Genomic DNA, 17,373 nt, shown 5'->3' with positions numbered 1-17,373 from the left:
CCGCCGTGGCCGGGAGGCCTTCGCGGGGAAGTCAAGGAGGAGGCATCCGCCGCCAGGCGGATGCCGGGGGACATGAGCCGCGAAGGCCTCCCGGCCGCGGCGGGGCCCTCCAGGTCACGACAAGGCGTAGCGAAAGAAGCAGACACTTCTCGTCGAAACCGTTTCCCAGGAGATGGGAGATGAACCTGAAAAGAGCGGCCTGCGCGCAGGTCGGACACTGCGTGCCAACCGTGTCCGCGGGCGTCGCGCAGGCGCTTGTATCATCGGCAGGCGCGCGGACGCACCGGCACACGGGCCGCTGGCGCCGTCGCGCACGGAGGCTTCCCGATGCCGACTGCCGGCGGCGATATCGCACTTTCCATCCTCGAACTCGGGCGCGTGAGCCAGGGCTCCGACCGGCGCAGCGCGCTGGACGGCGCGCGCGACCTGGCGCGCCACGCCGAAGGCCTCGGCTACACGCGGTTCTGGATCGCCGAACACCACAACATGCCCGCGGTCACCACCGCGGCGACCTCGCTGGTCATCGCCCACGTCGCGGCCGGCACCAGCACCATCCGCGTCGGCGCCGGCGGCATCATGCTGCCCAACCACGCGCCGTACATCATCGCCGAGCAGTTCGGCACGCTGGCCACGCTGTTCCCGGACCGCATCGACCTCGGGCTCGGCCGCGCGCCGGGCACCGACCAGACGACGCTGCGCGCGCTGCGCCGTGATCCCGCCAGCAGCGATCAGTTCCCGCAGGACGTGCTGGAGCTGCAGGCCTGGCTGGGACCGGTGCGCGAAGGCCAGCGGATCGAAGCCGTGCCGGGTTCCGGTACCGAGGTGCCGCTGTGGATCCTCGGCTCCAGCCTGTTCGGCGCGCAGCTGGCGGCGGAGCTGGGCCTGCCCTACGGCTTCGCCTCGCACTTCGCGCCGCAGGCGCTGGACCAGGCGTTGCAGGTGTATCGCGAGTGCTTCAAGCCCTCGCCGCAGCTGGACAAGCCCTACGCGCTGGTCGGCGTGAACATCATCGCCGCGCCCACCGACGAGGAGGCGCGCTTCCTGGCCACGTCGCAGCAGATGTCGTTCGCCGACATGTTCCGCGGCGCGCGCAACCTGACGCAGCCGCCGATCGCCGACATCGAAGCCTACTGGTCGCCGCAGGAGAAGCTGCAGGCTTCGCAGATGCTCGCCTGCAGCATTGTCGGTGGCCCGGACACGGTGCGCGCCGGCATGCGCGCGTTCGTCGAGCGCACCGGCGCCGACGAGCTGATGGTGGTGTCGGACATCTTCGATCCGGCGCTGCGCCAGCGCTCGTTCGGCATCATCGCCGACGTCAGGCCATGAGCTTCGACTCGATCGCCTGAGTGCGCGGACGCGCCTCGAGCGCGTCGCCGCGAAATCCAGTGCAGGCCCGTCGCCGGCCGGTGATATCGTCGGGGCCCCGCACGCAGCCCGTCGACAATGGGTACCTACGCACTCGGATCCGTCTTTGCCCCGGCCTCGCTGGCCCTGGTGGGCGCCAGCCCGCGCGAGCGTTCGCTCGGTCGGCTGGTGCTGCGCCAGATCATCGACGGTGGCTTCCCGGGGCGGGTCGGCGTGGTCAACCGGCGCTATCCCGGGATCGAGGGCGTGGTCACCGCGCCCCGCCTGGCAGAGCTGGGGTTCGCGCCGGAGCTGGTGATCATCGCCACGCCGCCGGCGGCGGTGGCCCGCGCGGCGGCTTCAGCGGCCGACGCAGGCGCGCGCGCGGTGATCGTGCTGACGCGCGGGATGGGCGAGGGGGAGGGCTCGCACAACGCCGCGCTTGCGGCCATCGCGCGTGCGCGCGGCCTGCGCGTGGTCGGGCCGAACTGCCTGGGCGTGATCGCGCCGCACGCGAAGCTGCACGCCAGCTTCGCCGCGCACCGGCCGCCGCCGGGCGACCTGGCGCTGATCTCGCAGTCCGGGGCTGTCGGCGCGGCGATGATCGAGTGGGCGCGCGAGCGCGGGCTCGGGTTTTCCGGCGTGGTCTCGCTGGGCGACGCCGTCGATGTCGACTTCGCCGACCTGCTCGACTGGTTCGCAACCGACCGCCATACGCGCGCGATCCTGCTGTATCTCGAGCACGTGCGCGATGCGCGCAAGTTCCTGTCCGCGGCGCGCGCGGCCGCGCGCGGCAAGCCGGTCGTGGTGGTGCGCCCCGGTCGCCACGTCCGCCGGCCCGGGCCGCCGACCAGCCATGCCGCCGCGCTCGCGACGCCGGACCATGTCTATGACGCCGCCTTCCGCCGCGCCGGCCTGCTGCGCGTGAACGCGCTCGACGAGCTGTTCGCGGCCGCGGAGACGCTGTCGCACCTGGGCAGCGTGCCGGGCAGGCGGCTGGCGGTGCTGACCAACGGCGCCGGCACCGGCCTGCTCGCGCTCGATCGCCTGCAGGACCTGGGTGGCGAGCCCGCGAAGCTCTCGCCGGACACCGTCGAGCGGCTGGACGCCGGGCTCGCGCGCGGCTGGTCGCGCGCCAATCCGGTCGACCTGCTCGGCGATGCCGACGGCCCGCGCTATGCCGCCGGCCTGGAAGCGCTGCTCGACGACCCCGGCAATGACGCCGTGCTCGTCGTCAACGTCCCGACCGCGCTGTCCGATCCGCATGACACGGCCGAGGCCACGGTGCGCGTGCTCAAGGAGCGGCCGCGCGGCGCGCCGCGCAAGCCGGTGCTGGCGCTGTGGCTGGGCAATGGCCACGGCGCCGCCGACCTGCTGGGCGCCGCCGGTGTGCCGACGTATGCCAACGAAGCCGAGGCCGTGCGCGGCTTCATGTACCTAGTGCGCCACCGCGAGGCACAGGCGGCGCTGATGGAGACGCCGCCGAGCCTGCCGGAGGGCTTCGGTGTCGATCGCGCGGCCGCGCAGGCGATCGTCGATGCGGCGTTGGCCGGGGGGCGCGAATGGCTGGATCCGCGCGACACCGCGCAGCTGCTCGCCGCCTACGGCATCGCGATCCCGATGCCGGACATCGCGGCCGATGCCGAAGCCGCGGCCCGCGCCGCGCAGCCCCTGCTCGATGCCGGACGCACGGTGGCGGTCAAGGTGCTATCGCCCGACATCGTCCACAAGTCGGACGTCGACGGCGTGCGGCTGCACCTGGGCAGTGCCGCGGCCGTACGCGAGGCGGCGGCGGACATCATGGCCCGCGCGCGCCGGCTGCGGCCCGATGCCCGCGTCGATGGCGTCAGCGTGCACCCCATGGTGCTGCGCACGAAGGCGCGCGAGGTGATCGCCGGCATCGCCGACGACCCCGTGTTCGGGCCGGTGGTGGTGTTCGGCCGCGGTGGCACGGCGGTCGAAGTGATCGATGACAAGGCCCTGGCGCTGCCGCCGCTGGACCTGCGCCTGGCGCACGAGCTCATTGCCCGCACCCGGGTCTCGCGCATCCTGCGCGCCTACCGCGACGTGCCCGCCGCGGACGAGCGCGCACTTGCCCTGGTGCTGGTGAAGCTTGCACAGCTGGCCGCCGACATCCCCGAGGTGCGCGAGGTCGACATCAACCCCTTGCTGGCCGATGCATCGGGCGCGATCGCGCTCGATGCCCGCATCGCGGTGGCGCCGTCGACGCGCCTGCACCGCGGCCGCGGCCACCCGCGCTTCGCGGTGTTCCCGTATCCGACCGAGCTCGAGCGCACGCTGGTGCTGTCCAACGACCGCACGGCCTTCGTGCGCCCGGTGCGCCCCGAAGACGACGCGATGTTCCGCCGCTTCTTCGAACGCGTCAGCGCCGAGGACCTGCGCCTGCGCTTCTTCCGCGCGGTGCGCGACTTCAGCCACGACTTCATCGCCCGCCTGGTGCAGCTGGACTATGCGCGCTCGATGGCGCTGGTGGCGATCGACGTGGAGTCGGGCGAGATGCTCGGCGCCGTGCGCCTGCTTGCCGACTCCGACTTCAGGCGCGGCGAGTACGGGATCATGGTGCGCTCCGACCTCAAGGGCGCGGGCCTGGGCTGGCGGCTGATGCAGGAGATGATCGAAGTCGCGCGCTGGATGGGCCTGGAAGCCATCGAAGGACAGGTGCTGCGCGAGAACATCACGATGCTCGCCATGTGCCGGCGGCTCGGCTTCAGGGTGGTGCCGGACCCCGAGGATGGCAGCCTGATGCTGGTGGAGCTGCCGGTGGATGGCCCGCACTCGCTGTAGTAGCGGCGCGGCAAGAGCAGACATGTGGAAGCGCCATGTGGGAGCCGCTCCCACAGGTCCCACAGGCTCCTTCGGCTGCCAGAGGGTCCTTCGGGCGCGGCTGCGGGATAATCCGCTGATGCGCAAGATCCTCCACGTCGACATGGACGCCTTCTACGCGTCGGTGGAGCAGCGCGACGATCCCTCGCTGCGCGGCCGGCCGGTGGTCGTGGCCTGGCGCGGCGCGCGTTCGGTGGTGGTCGCGGCGTCGTACGAAGCGCGCGTGTTCGGCGTGCGTTCTGCGATGCCGGCCGCGCGCGCCGAGCGCCTGTGTCCGGAAGCCCTGTTCGTGCCCCCCGATTTCACGCGCTACAAGGCGGCCTCGAAACAGGTGCGCGAAATCTTCCTGCGCCACACCGACCTGGTGCAGCCGCTGTCGCTGGACGAGGCCTATCTCGACGTCACCCAACCGAAGCTGCCGTCGCCCAGCGCGACCGCGACCGCGCAGGCGATCCGCGCCGAGATCCGCGAGGCCACCGGACTGACCGCATCCGCAGGCGTCGCGCCGAACAAGTTCATCGCCAAGATCGCGTCCGACTGGAACAAGCCCGACGGGCTGTTCGTGGTGCGGCCGTCGCAGGTGGATGCCTTCCTCGCCCCGCTGCCGGTGGGCCGGATCCCGGGCGTGGGCAAGGTGATGGAGAAGAAGCTGGCCGACATCGGCGTGGCCACCGTGTCCGACCTGCGCACCGTGGCGCTGGAAGAACTGCAGGCGCGCTTCGGCAGCTTCGGCGCGGGCCTGTATCGGCGCGCGCGCGGCATCGACGAGCGCCCGGTGGAGCCCGACCAGCCGGTGCAGTCGATCTCGGCCGAGGACACCTTCGAGCACGACCTCACGCTGTATGCGTTCGAGGATGCGCTCCGGCGCCTGGCCGGAAAGGCCTGGGAGGCCACGCGCAAGACGCCGCGGGTGGGGCGAACAGTGGTGTTGAAGCTGAAGACGGCGGACTTCCGCATCCTCACCCGCAGCCACACGCCGGACGCGCCGCCGGCATCGCTGGACGAGTTCACAGCGATCGCGCTGGCGCTGCGCGACCGCGTGCAGCTGCCGGCGTCGACCCGTTACCGGCTGGCCGGCGTCGGGCTGGCCGGCTTCCGCGATCCGGAAGATTCGCCGCTCCAGGCGCCGCTGTTCGATTCCTGCTGAGGCACGCCCGGGCGCGCGGGCCGCAGCTCCAGCCACAGGCTGTAGGCGGCAGTCAGCGCCGGCAGCAGGTTCTGCAGCACGCCGACCGCATCCTGCTTCTCCGAGAAGATGAAGTACGACAGCGTCAGCCCGCTGCCGCAGAGGCTGATGATCCAGAAGCTGCGCGGCACCACGGCGCGTCCGGCCCGCCGGGACGCTCCGAACTGGACCAGCCAGCGCGCCCCGAACAGCATCGCGCCAAAGAGTCCGATCAGCTTCCACGGCGTCACTGCGACACCGGTCCAAGCCAGCGCGGCGATGGTCTCGTTCATGGCAATACCTCCACGTCACGTGCGATGCGTTCATCGGCCACGGCGCAGGCACCGCGCCGCAGCAGCCACAGCACGCCGCGCAGGTCGCTGATGCCGACCAGCGCGCGTCCCAGGTTGTCGTACTTGCTCCGGCCGTGCAGGCGCGGGCGGTGGTTGACCGGCACGCTCAGCGTGCGCCAACCCGCGCGTTGCATCAGCGCCGGCAGGTAGCGGTGCATGTGGTCGAAGGCCGGCAGGTCGAGGAACGCGTCGCGTGCGAACAGCTTGATGCCGCAGCCGGTGTCGGGGGTGGCATCGTGCAGCAGGCGCGCACGCACGGTGTTGGCGAAGCGCGAGGCCCAGCGCTTGCTGGCGGAGTCTTCGCGCTTCACGCGCCAGCCGGCGAACAGCCGCACGTCGGCCGCGGCATCGGCGCGCGCCTGCAGCAGCCGGGGCAGGTCGGCGGGATCGTTCTGGCCATCGCCGTCGAGCGTGGCGATCCAGGCCGCGCGCGCCGCCTTGACCCCGCTGCGCAGGGCGGCGCTCTGCCCGCTGCGCCGGCGGTGGCGGAGCACGCGCAGGTGCGGCCGGGTGGCGGCGCAGGCCGCGAGCACGGCATCGGTGCCGTCGTCCGAAGCGTCGTCGACACAGATGATTTCGTGGTCGACGTGGCGCAGTGCCGCGTCGATCTCGTCGAGCAGCGCGGGCAGGTTGGCGGCTTCGTTGTAGGCGGGCACCACGACGCTGAGTGCGGGTGCCCATGGGCCGCGCTGGCGGGGAATGTTCATGGTCATGTGCTGCATCCGGAGAAGACGTCGTGGCTGCCGTCGTAGAGCGCGGTGCGCACCTCGAGCAGGCCAAGTACCGAGTGGAAGAGGTCGTCATGGCTGGTGGGCTTGCCCGCGCGCTGCTGCAGGCATTCCCGTGCGACGTTGCGGGCCGCGGCCATGCCCGGCGACAGCCAGGCCACCATCGGCACCTTCTTCTGCGTGTCCGGCGCGATCGCGTACGGCAGGCCGTGCAGGTACAGGCCGTTCTCGCCGAGGGACTCGCCGTGGTCGGATATGTAGAGCAGCGCGCTGTCGCGGTCGTCGCGGCGGGCCAGCAGGGCGATGGCCTCGGCCAGCAGGTCGTCGGTCGCGAGCACCGCGTCGTCGTAGCTGTTCACCACCTGCTCGCGGCTGCATTGGCCGAGGTCGTCGGTGTCGCAGGTGGGCGTGTAGCGCCGCAGCCGTTCCGGCGCGCGCCGGTAGTAGGCCGGGCCATGGCTGCCGACCTGGTGCAGGACGATGACCTGGTCGCCCGGCCAGCGGTCGATGGCGGCGTCCAGGCCGTCGAGCAGCACCTCGTCATGGCATCCGTGCGCACCGCAGCCGGTCGTGGGCCCGGTGCGCGTCGACTCGAAGGCCAGGCCGGCGCAGACGCCCTTGCATCCCGACTGGTTGTCGCGCCAGAGCGTGTGCACGCCGGCGTGCTCCAGCACGTGCAGCAGCGATTCCGAGTTCGCAAGGCGCGCCTTGTCGTAGCCGGCGTGGCCATCGGGCGAGAACATGCACGGCAAGGAAACCTCCGTACTGGTGCCGCAGGCGGAGACATCGGCGAAGTTGATCGCGTCGGAGTCGGCCAGCCGCGGCGTGGTCTGGCGGGCATATCCGTTCAAGCCCCAGTTCTGCGCCCGCACCGTCTCCCCGATCACCAGCACCAGCAGGCGCGGACGCGCATCCTCAGGACGTGCGGCGACGACTGCATCCAGGCCCAGCACCCGCCGTGGACCGTGCGCCGCCACGCCTTCGCCACGCGCGATGGTGGCGGTCGCGACCACGATGTTGCCCGGCGTGATCAGGTGCCGGAGCTCGCGGTTGTTGCGCATCAGCGCCGACAGGTCTTGGAATCCCGCGAGCGCGCTGGAGGCGGCGATCAGCGCGAGCGCAAGCAGCCACCCCAGGCGGGACAGGGCCGCGCGCGCCGGCCGCCGCCGCTGCAGCTGGATGCGCGCCAGCACCAGCAGCGGCAGGCCGGCGAGCACGGACACCGTCGGCAGCAGGCCCCAGGCCAGCAGTTCGCCGGCCTCGCGGGCGTCGGTATGCAGGATGTTGCGCACCATGTCGGTGTCGAAATAGATGCCGTACACGCGCATGTAGTGGGCGGCCGAGGCCGCCAGCACCAGCAGCAGGGCGAGCACCGGTTTGGCCAGGCGGCCGTGCAGCAGCACGCACAGCAGGAAGGCCTGCAGCGCGAACACGAGCACGAACAGACAGGCCGCCGCGCGCGCGCCGGAGGCGCCGGTCAGTGCGCCGGTCGCGAGCACCGCGCGCCAGAACGGGATGTTGCAGGCGACGGTGAAGTACAGGCTGGCCCAGAGCGCCAGGACGTCCGTCGTCATCGCCGGCCGCCAGGCGCGCAGCCGGTCGACCGCATGCTGCGTGCGCTGCAGCGGCAGTGTGACCACGCTCATGGCGCGGTCTCCGACGGCGTCGGCCACAGACCAGCCACGACCACCGCGACCATCCAGCACAGGGCCGCGGACCACAGGTCGTGCGACAGGAAGTGCGCACCGCGCAGCTGCTGGTCGATGCCGAATACCAGGCCGGCCCCGAGCCCCGCGGCGAGCCCGATGCGACGGCGGGACGGGGTCGCCGGCACGAACGCCAGCGCAAGCCAGGCATAGCCCGCGGCGGCGTGGCCTGCCGGGAAGCAGGCGCCGCCGCCGTCGCCGGCCATCGCGGTGCCGCCGTAGCGGACGAGGTCCCAGGGGCAATGCACGGCCATGAGTTGCTTTAGCGTGGCGACCAGCGCGGTAGCCACGAGGACGGACACGGCGAGGCGTGCAAGCGGCTGGCGATGCCTGCGCCAGCATCCGACGGCATGTGTGGCTGCCCATGCCAGCACCACGCCCAGCCACGCGAGCTTGCTCGCCATCTGGCCGGCGTCGTGCAGCAGCCCACGGGCGATGGGGTTGTCGGCCAGCGCCCAGCGGTGGCCCTCCCATGCGAACAGCGTATCGGCCAGCGCGGTGTCGATCGTGCTCCCGTGCGCGAGGGCCGCAAGCGCTGCGGGAAGCAGGGCCCACGGCAGCAGTGCCCAGGTGCGCGCCGCGCCGCGGGTGCGCGCATCCGGGACCGTGGTCTGCATGGTGGTGGGGGCTGGAAGCATCGCTGGCATCGGCGGGGCGGGCAGCGTGATGATCCGGGCGCCGTTGTCGGAGAGCCGTTGGAACGGAGTTGGCGCTTCGTTAATTGCCCGCAGGGGCGAACGGAAGCGCGTCGCACAGTGGATCGATCGCGGTGCCAGGCACCAGCCACCATTCCTGCCGGCTGGCGCGGCCCAGGTGTTGCGCATGCGCACGGTCGACACAGGGGCCGAGCGCGTCCTCCGGCAGCCACAGCCAGCGCCGTTCCGGAGCCTGTCCCACCCAGGCCAACGCGTCGCGCCACTGCAGGTGCAAGGGCTGGCGGAAGCCGAATTCGGCCATCGGGCGCTCGACCTGCAGCAGGTGCTGCTCGCGCCAGGCGATCGCGCCGAGTTCGCCATCGGCGCCAATGCGCGTGACCACCTCGTGCATCAGCGCGCGACCCGAACTCGAGGCGTCAAGCGCGGGCGCGAGCACGAGTCCGTAGGTCGCCCACACCAGGCTCGTGAACAGCAGGAGTGCGAGCGCGATCCGCCGGCCGCGTAGCGCCACGGCCAGTCCCCAGGCCGCGGCGCCGAGTCCGCCAAGCGCCCACAGCAACACGCGCATGTCCGGCGCTGCCATGCCGCGGGACTCGCCCAGGCGCGCGGCCCAGGCGGCGTCCGCCAGTCCGCTCGCGGACGCGCCAAGCAGCAAGGCCCCGGCCAGCAGCAGCCAGCCGCACAGCACCCAGCGCACGCCGCTCCGGCGCAGCAGCGCCGGAAGCAGGGGCGCGGCGGCCAGGCAGGCGGCGGGCAGCGCCGGGAGCACATAGACCTCGCGCTTGCCGGGGCTCAGCGAGAAGAACAGCAGCACCAGCGCCGCCCAGCCCAGCAGGAGGATGTAACGCGGGTCGCCCCGGCGCAGGCGCCGCCACCACGCCGGCAGCAGCCACGGCAGCAGCAGCACGCCGGGCAGCCACAGCGTCGCGATCGTCTGCGCGTAGTACCAGGGCGGCTGCACGTGGTGCCAGGCGTTGAGATAGCGCGTGCCGGTCTGCCGGAACAGCAGTTCGTGCGCGTAGGCCTGCAGCGCCGGGTCCGGATTGCGCAGCAGCGCGAGGCCCAGCGGCGCCAGCCAGACCGCTGCGCCGGCCACGAATCCGGCGCCGGCGGCCAGCGCATCGCCCGCCACGTGGTCGGCGGGTTTCACGGGGCTTCGCCGCCGCCATCGCACCCACAGCCACGGCAGCAGGACCAGCACCGGCAGGAAGCCCACGCCCTTGGTGACCGTGCCGAGCCCGGCGGCGAACATCCCCAGCGCCAGCCAGCGTCGCTCGCGGCCTTCAAGCAGGTAGCGCAGCAGCGCGCACAGCGACAGCGTGGTCAGCGCCACCAGCACCATGTCGATCTGCGCCCGCTTGGCCTGCAGCCCGAACTGGAGGCAGACGAACAGCGCGCCCGCGGCCCAGGGCGCGTGCCTGCGGGACCACAGCCGGCCTGCGGCGCCATGCACAAGGGCCAGCGTCGCCAGCGCCGCCAGCAGCGAGGGCAGGAGGAAGGCCACGCGCCAGTCGCGCACCAGCGTCCAGCTCGCGGCCTGCATCCACATGAACACGGGCGGCTTCTCGGCATAGGCCTCGCGCCCACGTCGCGGCACCAGCCAGTCGCCGCTGTCCACCATCGTCTGCGCCGCCAGCGCGAAGCGCGGCTCGTCCGGTGGGGAGGGCTCGCGCATGCCGATGCCGGCGGCGAGCGCGAACAGCACCACAAGGAGCAGGAGGATCGGTGGCCGGGACCAGGACGGCGGGCGGGCGGTGGGCGGCAGGCTGGGCATGGGCGGATGGTGGCCGCGGACGCGTGGGAGAATCGTCGGAAGCCCTGCGGTTCCGACATCGTTCCGACGTCGCGGCGCGCAGCCTGTCGTGGTCACGGAGGTCCGCATGCGCCTGTTGGTGGTGGAAGACAACCAGAGCCTGGTCGCCAACCTCTTCGATTATTTCGAGGCGCGTGGCCACGTGCTGGACGCCGCCCCGGACGGCCCGACGGGCTACCACCTGGCATCCACCCAGGCCTATGACGCGATGGTGCTCGACTGGATGCTGCCCCGGCTGGATGGCCGCGAGGTGCTGCGGCGCCTGCGCGAAGCCGGCCACGACCTGCCCGTGCTGATGCTGACCGCGCGCGACGAACTGCCCGACAAGATCTCGGGCTTCCGCGCCGGCGCCGACGACTACCTGACCAAGCCCTTCCAGCTGCCCGAACTCGAGGTCCGCATCGAAGCGCTGGTTGCCCGCGCCGGCGGCCGCCAACGTGGCCGCGTGCTCGAGGTCGCCGACCTGCGCTACGACCTGACCACGCTCGACGTCACCCGCGGCGGCCGCACGCTGCATCTGTACCCGGCCTGCCGGAAGCTGCTCGAGGTGCTGATGCGCGCAAGCCCCGCGGCCGTGACGCGGGAGCGGCTCGAGCAGGCGCTGTGGGGCGATGATCCCCCCGATGGCGACATGCTGCGTTCGCATGTCTACGAGCTTCGCCGCAGCATCGACGGCGCGTGGCCGGTGAAGCTGCTGCATACCCTGCCGCGCATCGGCTACCGGCTGGGCGAGCCGCTGGGGGGTGACGATGGCGGCTAGGCATGGCCTGCGGCGGCGGATGGTGCAGGGTCTGGTCGGCTATGCGGTGTTGGCATCGGCGGCGATCTTCGCCTATGGCTACATCGTCAACGAACATGCCGAGCAGCTGGTCTGGACGTCGCTGCTGGAAGCCGAGTTCAAGCACATCGATGGCCGCCGCGCGCTGTCGCCCGACGAACGCTGGGTCGACACCGAGACCCTGTCGCTGTTCGGGGACGACCCACGCACCCCGCTGCCCGAAGCGCTGCGCGGCAAGGCGCCCGGGCTGCACGATGAAGTCGTGTTCGACGGCAAGGAGTGGGTGGTGCTGGTGCGCGAGGTCGACGGCCGGCCGTGGGCGCTGGCCCTGGACATCGGCGATTTCGAGCGTCGCGAGGTGTACGTCGCCGCAAGCGTGCTCGCTGCGATGCTGGTGATGGTGCTGTTGCTGGGCCTGGCGATCGGCTGGGGCGTCGACCGGCTGACGCGGCCGCTGCGCGCGTTCGCGCAGCGCATCGCGCTCCTGCGACCGGACCGCACCGGCCAGCGCATCGAACTCCCCGACGACGCCAGCTCCGAGCTGGTCGTGATCGCCGACGCGCTCAACGACTACATCGCCCGCAACGAGCTGTACGTGCAGCGCGAGCGCGTGTTCATCGACAGCATGAGCCACGAACTGCGCACGCCGATCTCGGTGATCGCAGGCGCCGCCGAGCTGGCCGCGGCCCAGCGCGGCATCCCGGACCCCGCGCGCCAGCAGATCGCGCGCATCAGCCGCACCAGCCGCGAGATCGAGCACCTGATCGCGCTGCTGCTGGTGCTGGCCAAGGAACCCGGGCGCCTGGCCCGGGCCAGCGACCGCATCGACCTTGCACAGCTGCTGCCGGAGATCGTCGACGACCACCTGCCGATGGCAAGCGAGAAGGGCCTGGTGCTGGCCGTGCAGCCGACCGCGCGCTGCGAGATCCTGGCGCCGATGCCGGTGGTGCAGGCGGCGATCGGCAACCTGCTGCGCAACGCCATCGAGAACAGCGACAGCGGCGAGATCGGCATCCGCATCGATTCGGGCGCAGTGGTCATCGACGATCCGGGCCATGGCATGACGCCCGAGGAGATCAGCGCGATCTATGCACGCATGGCCCGCGGTGGAGGCCGTGAACGCGGCGGCATCGGCCTCGAGCTGATCTCGCGGCTGTGCGACCACCTCGGGTGGACGCTCGAGATCTCGTCGCGCCCGGGGCAGGGCACGAGCACGCGGCTGGACCTGTCGATGGCGTGCGTGGACGACGGCGCAGGCTGAGCAACGCGCCACGCCGTCCATCGCGCCCTGCACGAGGTTGCACAGGGTCCGGTCTGGCCCGCGCTCATTGCTGCGGCGACAATGGTGTTCGCACAGCCCGAGGAGATGCCGCATGTCGTTCCCGTATCCGCTGGTGCTGTTCGACCTGGACGGCACCTTGGTCGACAGCGCCGCCGATATCGCCGAGGCGGTGAACCGGACGCTCGACGAGCTCGGCCACCCGCGCCAGCCCGAAGCAACCGTGCGCGCATGGATCGGCCTGGGCACGCGCGTGCTGCTCGACAGCGCCCTGCGCCACGCCGGCAGCAGGCACACGGTCGATGAGGAGATGCCACGGCTGATGCGCCACTACGGCGACTGCCTGCTGCTCAACGCGCGGCTGTATCGCGGCACGGTGGATGCGCTCGATGCACTGGCCGCGGATGGGGTCACGATGACGATCTGCACCAACAAGCCCGAGCGCTACGTGCGCCCGCTGCTGGATGCGATGGGGATCACCCGTTACTTCGACGGCATCGTCGGCGGCGACACCCTGCCCGAGCGCAAGCCGCACGCGATGCCGCTGCTGCACCTGGTGGCCATGCACGGGCGACAGGTGGAGGAGTGCCTGATGGTGGGCGACTCCGAGGCCGACGCCGGCGCCGCGCACGCGGCCGGGATGGACCTGGTACTGGTGCGGCACGGCTATCCGCGGGACTTCGACCTGGAGCAGGCCGGGGCGGTGGCAGTACTCGACGACCTCGCCACCCTGCCGGCCCTGTCCAGGCCCTGAAAGTTCCCTGTGGGAGCGGCCCCTGTGGGAACAGCCTGATGTGGGGGCCCCATGTGATCCGACATCGGCACCGGCGCCGCCGTCCAGCAAGCGACGGCGCCGGTGATGTTTCGAAGTCCGCCTACTTCCCCGCCCGGTACCGCAACGTCAGCCCGTACTCGCGCCCCGGCTGGTTGTACCAGGCGATCGTCTCGTACTCGCGATCGAACACGTTCGTCACCCGCGCCTGCAGCGTCCACTCGCTGCTGATTGCGTACTCCAGCCGCAGGTCCACCGTGCCGTAGCCCGGGAGCCGGACCAGGTTCGCGGCATCGTCATGGCGCGCGCCGCTGCCGAAGCCGCTCACCCCGAACCGGAAATCGCCGAAGCCCCGGTCCACGTCCACCCGCGCGGTGCTGCGCGAACGCCGCGGCAGCCAGTTGCCGTGGTTGCTGCCGGCGCTCTGGTTGCGCGGATCGATGTGGCTGATCTCCGCGTTCACGTCCCAGCCCGCCAGCGACGCGAAGCCGGTCAGCTCCGCGCCGCGGATGCGCGCCTCGTCGACGTTGAGCAGGGCGAAATCCGTGTCGTAGCCGATCAGATCGTCGATGTCGGTCTGGAACGCATTGAAGGTCCAGTTCCAGCCCTTGCCGAACTGCGCGATGCCGAGGTTGAGCGTCCGTGACTCTTCGGGCTGCAGCTCCGGGTTGCCCCATCCGCCCGGGTAGTACAGGTCGTTGAACGTCGGCACCTTGAAGCCGGTGCCGGCGCTGGCGGTGAAGCGGAAACCGTTGCCGAACTTGAACCCGTAGCCGACGCTGCCGGTGGCGTGCCCACCGAACTGCTCGTTGTCGTCATGGCGCACGCTGGCCTCGACGCTGTGCGCGTCGAAGCTGCCCTGGTATGCAAGGAACACGCCCGTGTTGTCGCGGCTGTCGACGGTGAACGCGGTGCTGCTGGTGACCTCGTCGCGCAGCCAGTCGACGCCGGCGCTGAGCAGGTGCTCATCGTCCACGGCGAGGTCGCCCTGCACGGACCCGGTGTTGCGCCGGTTCCCGAAATTGCTGGCGAAGCTGCGCACGCCGCTGGCGTGGTCGAAGAAGTGGTTGTCGGCCTTGTCGTCGGCGCGGCCGATGCGGACATTGACGTCGGCGCGGTCGTTCGGGCGCCAGCGCAGGTGGCCACCGAGCACCTGCTGCCGGTTGTCGGACTCGTTGCCGCCGAACACGCTGCCGTCGTACTCGTTGAACGCATCGGCCACCAGCGCATGGCCCTCCACGTCCACGGTCTCTCCCAGCTTGCGGCCACCGCGCAGGCTCACCGACGCGTTGCGGTAGCCGTCGCGGTCGGGCTCGTCGGCGAAGCAGCCCGCACCCCAGCCTTCGGCGGTGCCGCGGCAGGAGTCGATGCCCTCGCTGCGCTGCCAGGCGCCCTGGACCTGGAACCAGCCGCGCTCGCCGGTCTGGCCGATGCCGGCGCTGGCCTGGCGGTGGTGGTTGCTGCCGATGCCCAGGCTGACGTTCGGACGCAGGCCGCTGCCCGCGCGCCGGGTAAAGATCTGGATCACGCCGCCGATCGCCTCCGACCCGTACAGGCTGGAGCGCGGACCGCGCACGATTTCGATGCGTTCGATCTGGTCCAGCGGCAGGTCCTGGAACATCACCATGCCGGCCGACGCCGTGCCGATGCGCACGCCATCCACCAGCACCAGCACGTGGTCGGACTCGGCGCCACGCATGAACAGCGACGACAGCTTGCCCGGGCCACCCTGGTTGGCGAGGTTGATGCCGGCGCGCCCGCGCAGCAGGTCCAGCAGCGAGCTTGCCTGGCTGCGTTCGATCACGGCGCGGTCGAGCACCTGCACCGGGACGTTGCTGTCCTCGGCGTTGATCGCGGTCCGCGTGGCGGTGACCACGATGGTGTCGAGGTCGGTGGCCTGCATGCCGCCGCCGGCCCAGGCCATCGGAGACAGGGCCAGCGCGACGGCAAGGGAAAGAGTCTGGTACTGCGGTTTCATCCGGTATCTCCATGCGCCGCGCACGCCCGCGCGACGGTGTCGGTGGAGGCTGCGTGCAGGGGATACCGACGGGAGGTTGACGTGCGGAACACGGCGCGCTGCCGCCGCCACGCCCTCCGCGTCGCAACCAGTCGTCTTTCGGGCCGGTCTCCGGGCTTGCGGGATGGGCGATGCGGCCGGTTTCGACCACTACGTCCGGCCCCGGCGCCTTCCCGTGCGATGCACAGTGGCGGTTTGCCGGGGTGTTCCACGCTTACCGTTGCGGGGGCAGCGCCGGAGTGTTTCGCCTGCCTGGCGGCGGGCGGAGGTCACCGGCTTCCCGTTTCAACCCTTGGGGGAGTCCCCTCGGGTCACCAGAAAGTGGGCGCAGTCTAAGGCATCGACGATGTCCGCGCCAAAGGGCAATGCCGGTCGCCTACAGGTCGAGGTCGTCTTCCTGCATGATCGTGGTGGTCACCGGCCCTGCAGGCGGGCGATTGCGCGGCGGCGGCAGTTCCGCGATCGCGGCTTCGGCCGCTGCCACCAGTTCGACGCGGCGGGCATCGGGGACGTCCTGCCAGTGGCAGTCGCGCAGCGCGCCTTCAAGCGAATACAGCAGGTTGAGGCTGGGCTTGAAGCCGGCGCGCTTGATGCGCATGAAGGCCTCCAGCGGCCCGGCTTCCATGAGATCCTCGGGCGTTTTCAGCCCGACCTGGCGCAGCCACGCGGCCGACTTCGGCCCGATGTTGCGCATCTTGAGCGGCTGCGCGCTCATAAACCCAGTGATTCGACGTACACCTGTGCGATCTCCTCGACTCCCCACTGGTCATCAACGTCGAAACGGCCTGGAACCGGACTGTCGAGATCGAACACGCCGAGCAGCGCGCCTTCGTGGAACAGCGGAACCACTAGCTCAGAGCGTGAGGCGGCGTCGCAGGCGATGTGGTCGGGAACGGCGTTGACGTCGTCGACGCGCTGGGTTTCCCCGGTGCGGGCAGCCGCACCGCAGACGCCCCGGCTGAGCGGAATGCGCACGCAGGCAGGCTGGCCCTGGAAGGGGCCGACCACCAGTTCGGTGCCGTCGAAGAAGTAGAAGCCGACCCAGTTGAGTTCCGGCAGCGCGTGGTAGACCAGGGCCGAGAGGTTGGCGGCGTTGGCGATGCGGTCATGCTCGCCGGCCAGGAGCGCGCGCGCCTGGGCGGCGAGCTGGGCGTACTGCTGCGGCTTGTCGCCGCTTAGAATCTGCGTGGTGAACATGAGTACGAGTGTAGCGCGGGGCGTGCTGGTGACCGGCACCGACACCGGCGTGGGCAAGAGCGTGGCCAGCGTTGCCCTGGTGCATGCGCTGCGCGCGCGCGGCCTGCGTGCCCTGGGCATGAAGCCGGTCGCGGCCGGCTGCGAAACCACGCCGCAGGGGCTGCGCAATGAGGACGCGCTCGCGCTGCAGGCCGCCGCCGGCGATCCGCGGCCCGCTTACGAAGACGTGAACCCCTGGGCCCTTCCGGAGCCGACCGCACCGCAGCTGGCCGCGCGCAGCGCCGGCGCGCGGGTGTCGATGCCGCCGATACGGATGGCCTACGGACGCCTGGCCGACGGCGCTGACGCGGTCGTGGTGGAGGGCGCAGGTGGCTGGCTGTCGCCGCTGGCCGACGGCATCGAGCACGCCGACCTCGCGCACGCGCTCGGGCTGCCGGTGCTGCTCGTCGTGGGACTGCGCCTGGGCTGCCTGAGCCACGCCAGGCTCAGCGCACGCGCGATCAGCGCCGACGGCTGCCGCCTGATGGGCTGGGTCGGCTGCGCAGTGGATCCCGCGTTCGGCCGCCGCGACGAGTATCTCGACCTGCTGCGCGCGGCGCTGGCCGTGCCATGCCTGGGCGTGGTCCCGCACGTCGATCCATTGCCGCACCCGGGCGCATTGGCGCTGCACCTGGGCGCGGCGGCGGAGGCGGTCGCCAACGCCTAGGGCAGGATGTACCGG

At 71.5% G+C, this 17,373-nt stretch carries 14 protein-coding genes, 1 pseudogene and 1 riboswitch; of the genes and pseudogenes, 7 read left to right on the top strand and 8 right to left on the bottom strand.

Annotation, left to right across the window (positions count from 1 at the left end):
• Window positions 1-327 precede the first annotated feature (327 nt).
• The 3 genes from E2169_RS11795 to dinB all read left to right on the top strand — a co-directional run bounded on the left by E2169_RS11795 (window position 328) and on the right by dinB (window position 5,335).
• Window positions 328-1,326, top strand: a complete 999-nt coding sequence (locus E2169_RS11795; protein WP_132986809.1) for an LLM class flavin-dependent oxidoreductase — start codon at window positions 328-330, stop codon at window positions 1,324-1,326.
• A 117-nt stretch (window positions 1,327-1,443) separates the two neighbouring features.
• Window positions 1,444-4,149, top strand: a complete 2,706-nt coding sequence (locus tag E2169_RS11790; protein WP_132986808.1) for a bifunctional acetate--CoA ligase family protein/GNAT family N-acetyltransferase — start codon at window positions 1,444-1,446, stop codon at window positions 4,147-4,149.
• A gap of 118 nt (window positions 4,150-4,267) precedes the next feature.
• A complete protein-coding gene (gene dinB / locus E2169_RS11785) occupies window positions 4,268-5,335 on the top strand; it encodes a DNA polymerase IV (RefSeq protein ID WP_132986807.1) in 1,068 nt (355 codons plus the stop codon).
• Between the two features lie 20 nt (window positions 5,336-5,355).
• Here dinB and E2169_RS11780 read toward each other — a convergent pair.
• The 5 genes and pseudogenes from E2169_RS11780 to E2169_RS11760 form a co-directional block, all read right to left on the bottom strand.
• A pseudogene (locus E2169_RS11780) lies at window positions 5,356-5,646 on the bottom strand (lipid-A-disaccharide synthase N-terminal domain-containing protein); the annotation flags it as partial.
• The gene (locus tag E2169_RS11775; RefSeq protein ID WP_132986805.1) at window positions 5,643-6,413 is read right to left on the bottom strand and encodes a glycosyltransferase family 2 protein; all 771 of its coding nucleotides are present in this window, start codon (window positions 6,411-6,413) and stop codon (window positions 5,643-5,645) included. The pseudogene E2169_RS11780 and the gene E2169_RS11775, both read right to left, overlap by 4 nt.
• Window positions 6,414-6,415: 2 nt before the next feature.
• Window positions 6,416-8,080: a phosphoethanolamine transferase gene (locus E2169_RS11770; RefSeq protein WP_132986804.1), complete on the bottom strand. Its 1,665-nt coding sequence runs from the start codon at window positions 8,078-8,080 to the stop codon at window positions 6,416-6,418.
• On the bottom strand, window positions 8,077-8,778 hold the full coding sequence (locus tag E2169_RS11765) for a phosphatase PAP2 family protein (RefSeq protein WP_165942410.1): 702 nt from the start codon (window positions 8,776-8,778) through the stop codon (window positions 8,077-8,079). The genes E2169_RS11770 and E2169_RS11765 overlap by 4 nt, the downstream gene beginning before the upstream one ends.
• Before the next feature lie 79 nt (window positions 8,779-8,857).
• Complete coding sequence (locus E2169_RS11760) at window positions 8,858-10,570, bottom strand: ArnT family glycosyltransferase (protein ID WP_132986802.1); 1,713 nt, start codon at window positions 10,568-10,570, stop codon at window positions 8,858-8,860.
• Window positions 10,571-10,676: 106 nt separating this feature from the next.
• Between E2169_RS11760 and E2169_RS11755 the strand changes: the two genes are divergently transcribed.
• From E2169_RS11755 to gph, 3 genes are all read left to right on the top strand, one after another.
• A complete protein-coding gene (locus tag E2169_RS11755; protein WP_132986801.1) occupies window positions 10,677-11,369 on the top strand; it encodes a response regulator transcription factor in 693 nt (230 codons plus the stop codon).
• Window positions 11,359-12,648 carry a sensor histidine kinase gene (locus E2169_RS11750; RefSeq protein WP_132986800.1) on the top strand — a complete coding sequence of 430 codons (1,290 nt, stop codon included), beginning with the start codon at window positions 11,359-11,361 and terminating at the stop codon, window positions 12,646-12,648. The genes E2169_RS11755 and E2169_RS11750 overlap by 11 nt, the downstream gene beginning before the upstream one ends.
• A 112-nt stretch (window positions 12,649-12,760) precedes the next feature.
• Window positions 12,761-13,420, top strand: coding sequence for a phosphoglycolate phosphatase (gene gph / locus E2169_RS11745; protein WP_132986799.1), 660 nt, complete (start codon window positions 12,761-12,763; stop codon window positions 13,418-13,420).
• A 121-nt stretch (window positions 13,421-13,541) separates the two neighbouring features.
• Here gph and btuB read toward each other — a convergent pair whose 3' ends face one another.
• The 3 genes from btuB to E2169_RS11730 form a co-directional block, all read right to left on the bottom strand.
• The gene (btuB, locus tag E2169_RS11740) at window positions 13,542-15,416 is read right to left on the bottom strand and encodes a TonB-dependent vitamin B12 receptor (RefSeq protein WP_132986798.1); all 1,875 of its coding nucleotides are present in this window, start codon (window positions 15,414-15,416) and stop codon (window positions 13,542-13,544) included.
• A gap of 124 nt (window positions 15,417-15,540) precedes the next feature.
• Window positions 15,541-15,789, bottom strand: a riboswitch (cobalamin riboswitch).
• A 42-nt stretch (window positions 15,790-15,831) separates the two neighbouring features.
• Window positions 15,832-16,170 (bottom strand): TfoX/Sxy family protein, encoded by a 339-nt coding sequence (locus E2169_RS11735; RefSeq protein WP_132986797.1) that lies wholly within the window; start codon window positions 16,168-16,170, stop codon window positions 15,832-15,834.
• On the bottom strand, window positions 16,167-16,652 hold the full coding sequence (locus E2169_RS11730) for a GAF domain-containing protein (protein WP_132986796.1): 486 nt from the start codon (window positions 16,650-16,652) through the stop codon (window positions 16,167-16,169). Before E2169_RS11730 ends, E2169_RS11735 begins: the two co-directional genes overlap by 4 nt.
• Between E2169_RS11730 and bioD the strand changes: the two genes are divergently transcribed.
• Window positions 16,651-17,358, top strand: coding sequence for a dethiobiotin synthase (gene bioD / locus E2169_RS11725; RefSeq protein ID WP_132986795.1), 708 nt, complete (start codon window positions 16,651-16,653; stop codon window positions 17,356-17,358). The genes E2169_RS11730 and bioD overlap by 2 nt on opposite strands.
• Window positions 17,359-17,373 lie beyond the last annotated feature (15 nt).

The sequence above is a fragment of the Luteimonas terricola genome (genome assembly GCF_004352845.1).
In the GTDB taxonomy this organism is placed as follows: domain Bacteria; phylum Pseudomonadota; class Gammaproteobacteria; order Xanthomonadales; family Xanthomonadaceae; genus Luteimonas; species Luteimonas terricola.
The sequence above is the reverse complement of the archived record's forward strand: the minus strand, read 5'-3'. Positions and strand labels throughout refer to the sequence as shown.

Excerpts from the sequence above, each read along its gene's own strand:
- E2169_RS11790 (WP_132986808.1), top strand. The coding sequence starts at position 1,444 with ATGGGTACCTACGCACTCGGATCCGTCTTTGCCCCGGCCTCGCTGGCC.
- E2169_RS11770 (WP_132986804.1), bottom strand. The coding sequence starts at position 8,080 with ATGAGCGTGGTCACACTGCCGCTGCAGCGCACGCAGCATGCGGTCGAC.
- E2169_RS11755 (WP_132986801.1), top strand. The coding sequence starts at position 10,677 with ATGCGCCTGTTGGTGGTGGAAGACAACCAGAGCCTGGTCGCCAACCTC.
- E2169_RS11795 (WP_132986809.1), top strand. The coding sequence starts at position 328 with ATGCCGACTGCCGGCGGCGATATCGCACTTTCCATCCTCGAACTCGGG.
- E2169_RS11730 (WP_132986796.1), bottom strand. The coding sequence starts at position 16,652 with ATGTTCACCACGCAGATTCTAAGCGGCGACAAGCCGCAGCAGTACGCC.
- bioD (WP_132986795.1), top strand. The coding sequence starts at position 16,651 with ATGAGTACGAGTGTAGCGCGGGGCGTGCTGGTGACCGGCACCGACACC.
- dinB (WP_132986807.1), top strand. The coding sequence starts at position 4,268 with ATGCGCAAGATCCTCCACGTCGACATGGACGCCTTCTACGCGTCGGTG.
- E2169_RS11735 (WP_132986797.1), bottom strand. The coding sequence starts at position 16,170 with ATGAGCGCGCAGCCGCTCAAGATGCGCAACATCGGGCCGAAGTCGGCC.
- btuB (WP_132986798.1), bottom strand. The coding sequence starts at position 15,416 with ATGAAACCGCAGTACCAGACTCTTTCCCTTGCCGTCGCGCTGGCCCTG.
- gph (WP_132986799.1), top strand. The coding sequence starts at position 12,761 with ATGTCGTTCCCGTATCCGCTGGTGCTGTTCGACCTGGACGGCACCTTG.
- E2169_RS11750 (WP_132986800.1), top strand. The coding sequence starts at position 11,359 with ATGGCGGCTAGGCATGGCCTGCGGCGGCGGATGGTGCAGGGTCTGGTC.
- E2169_RS11775 (WP_132986805.1), bottom strand. The coding sequence starts at position 6,413 with ATGAACATTCCCCGCCAGCGCGGCCCATGGGCACCCGCACTCAGCGTC.
- E2169_RS11760 (WP_132986802.1), bottom strand. The coding sequence starts at position 10,570 with ATGCCCAGCCTGCCGCCCACCGCCCGCCCGCCGTCCTGGTCCCGGCCA.
- E2169_RS11765 (WP_165942410.1), bottom strand. The coding sequence starts at position 8,778 with ATGCTTCCAGCCCCCACCACCATGCAGACCACGGTCCCGGATGCGCGC.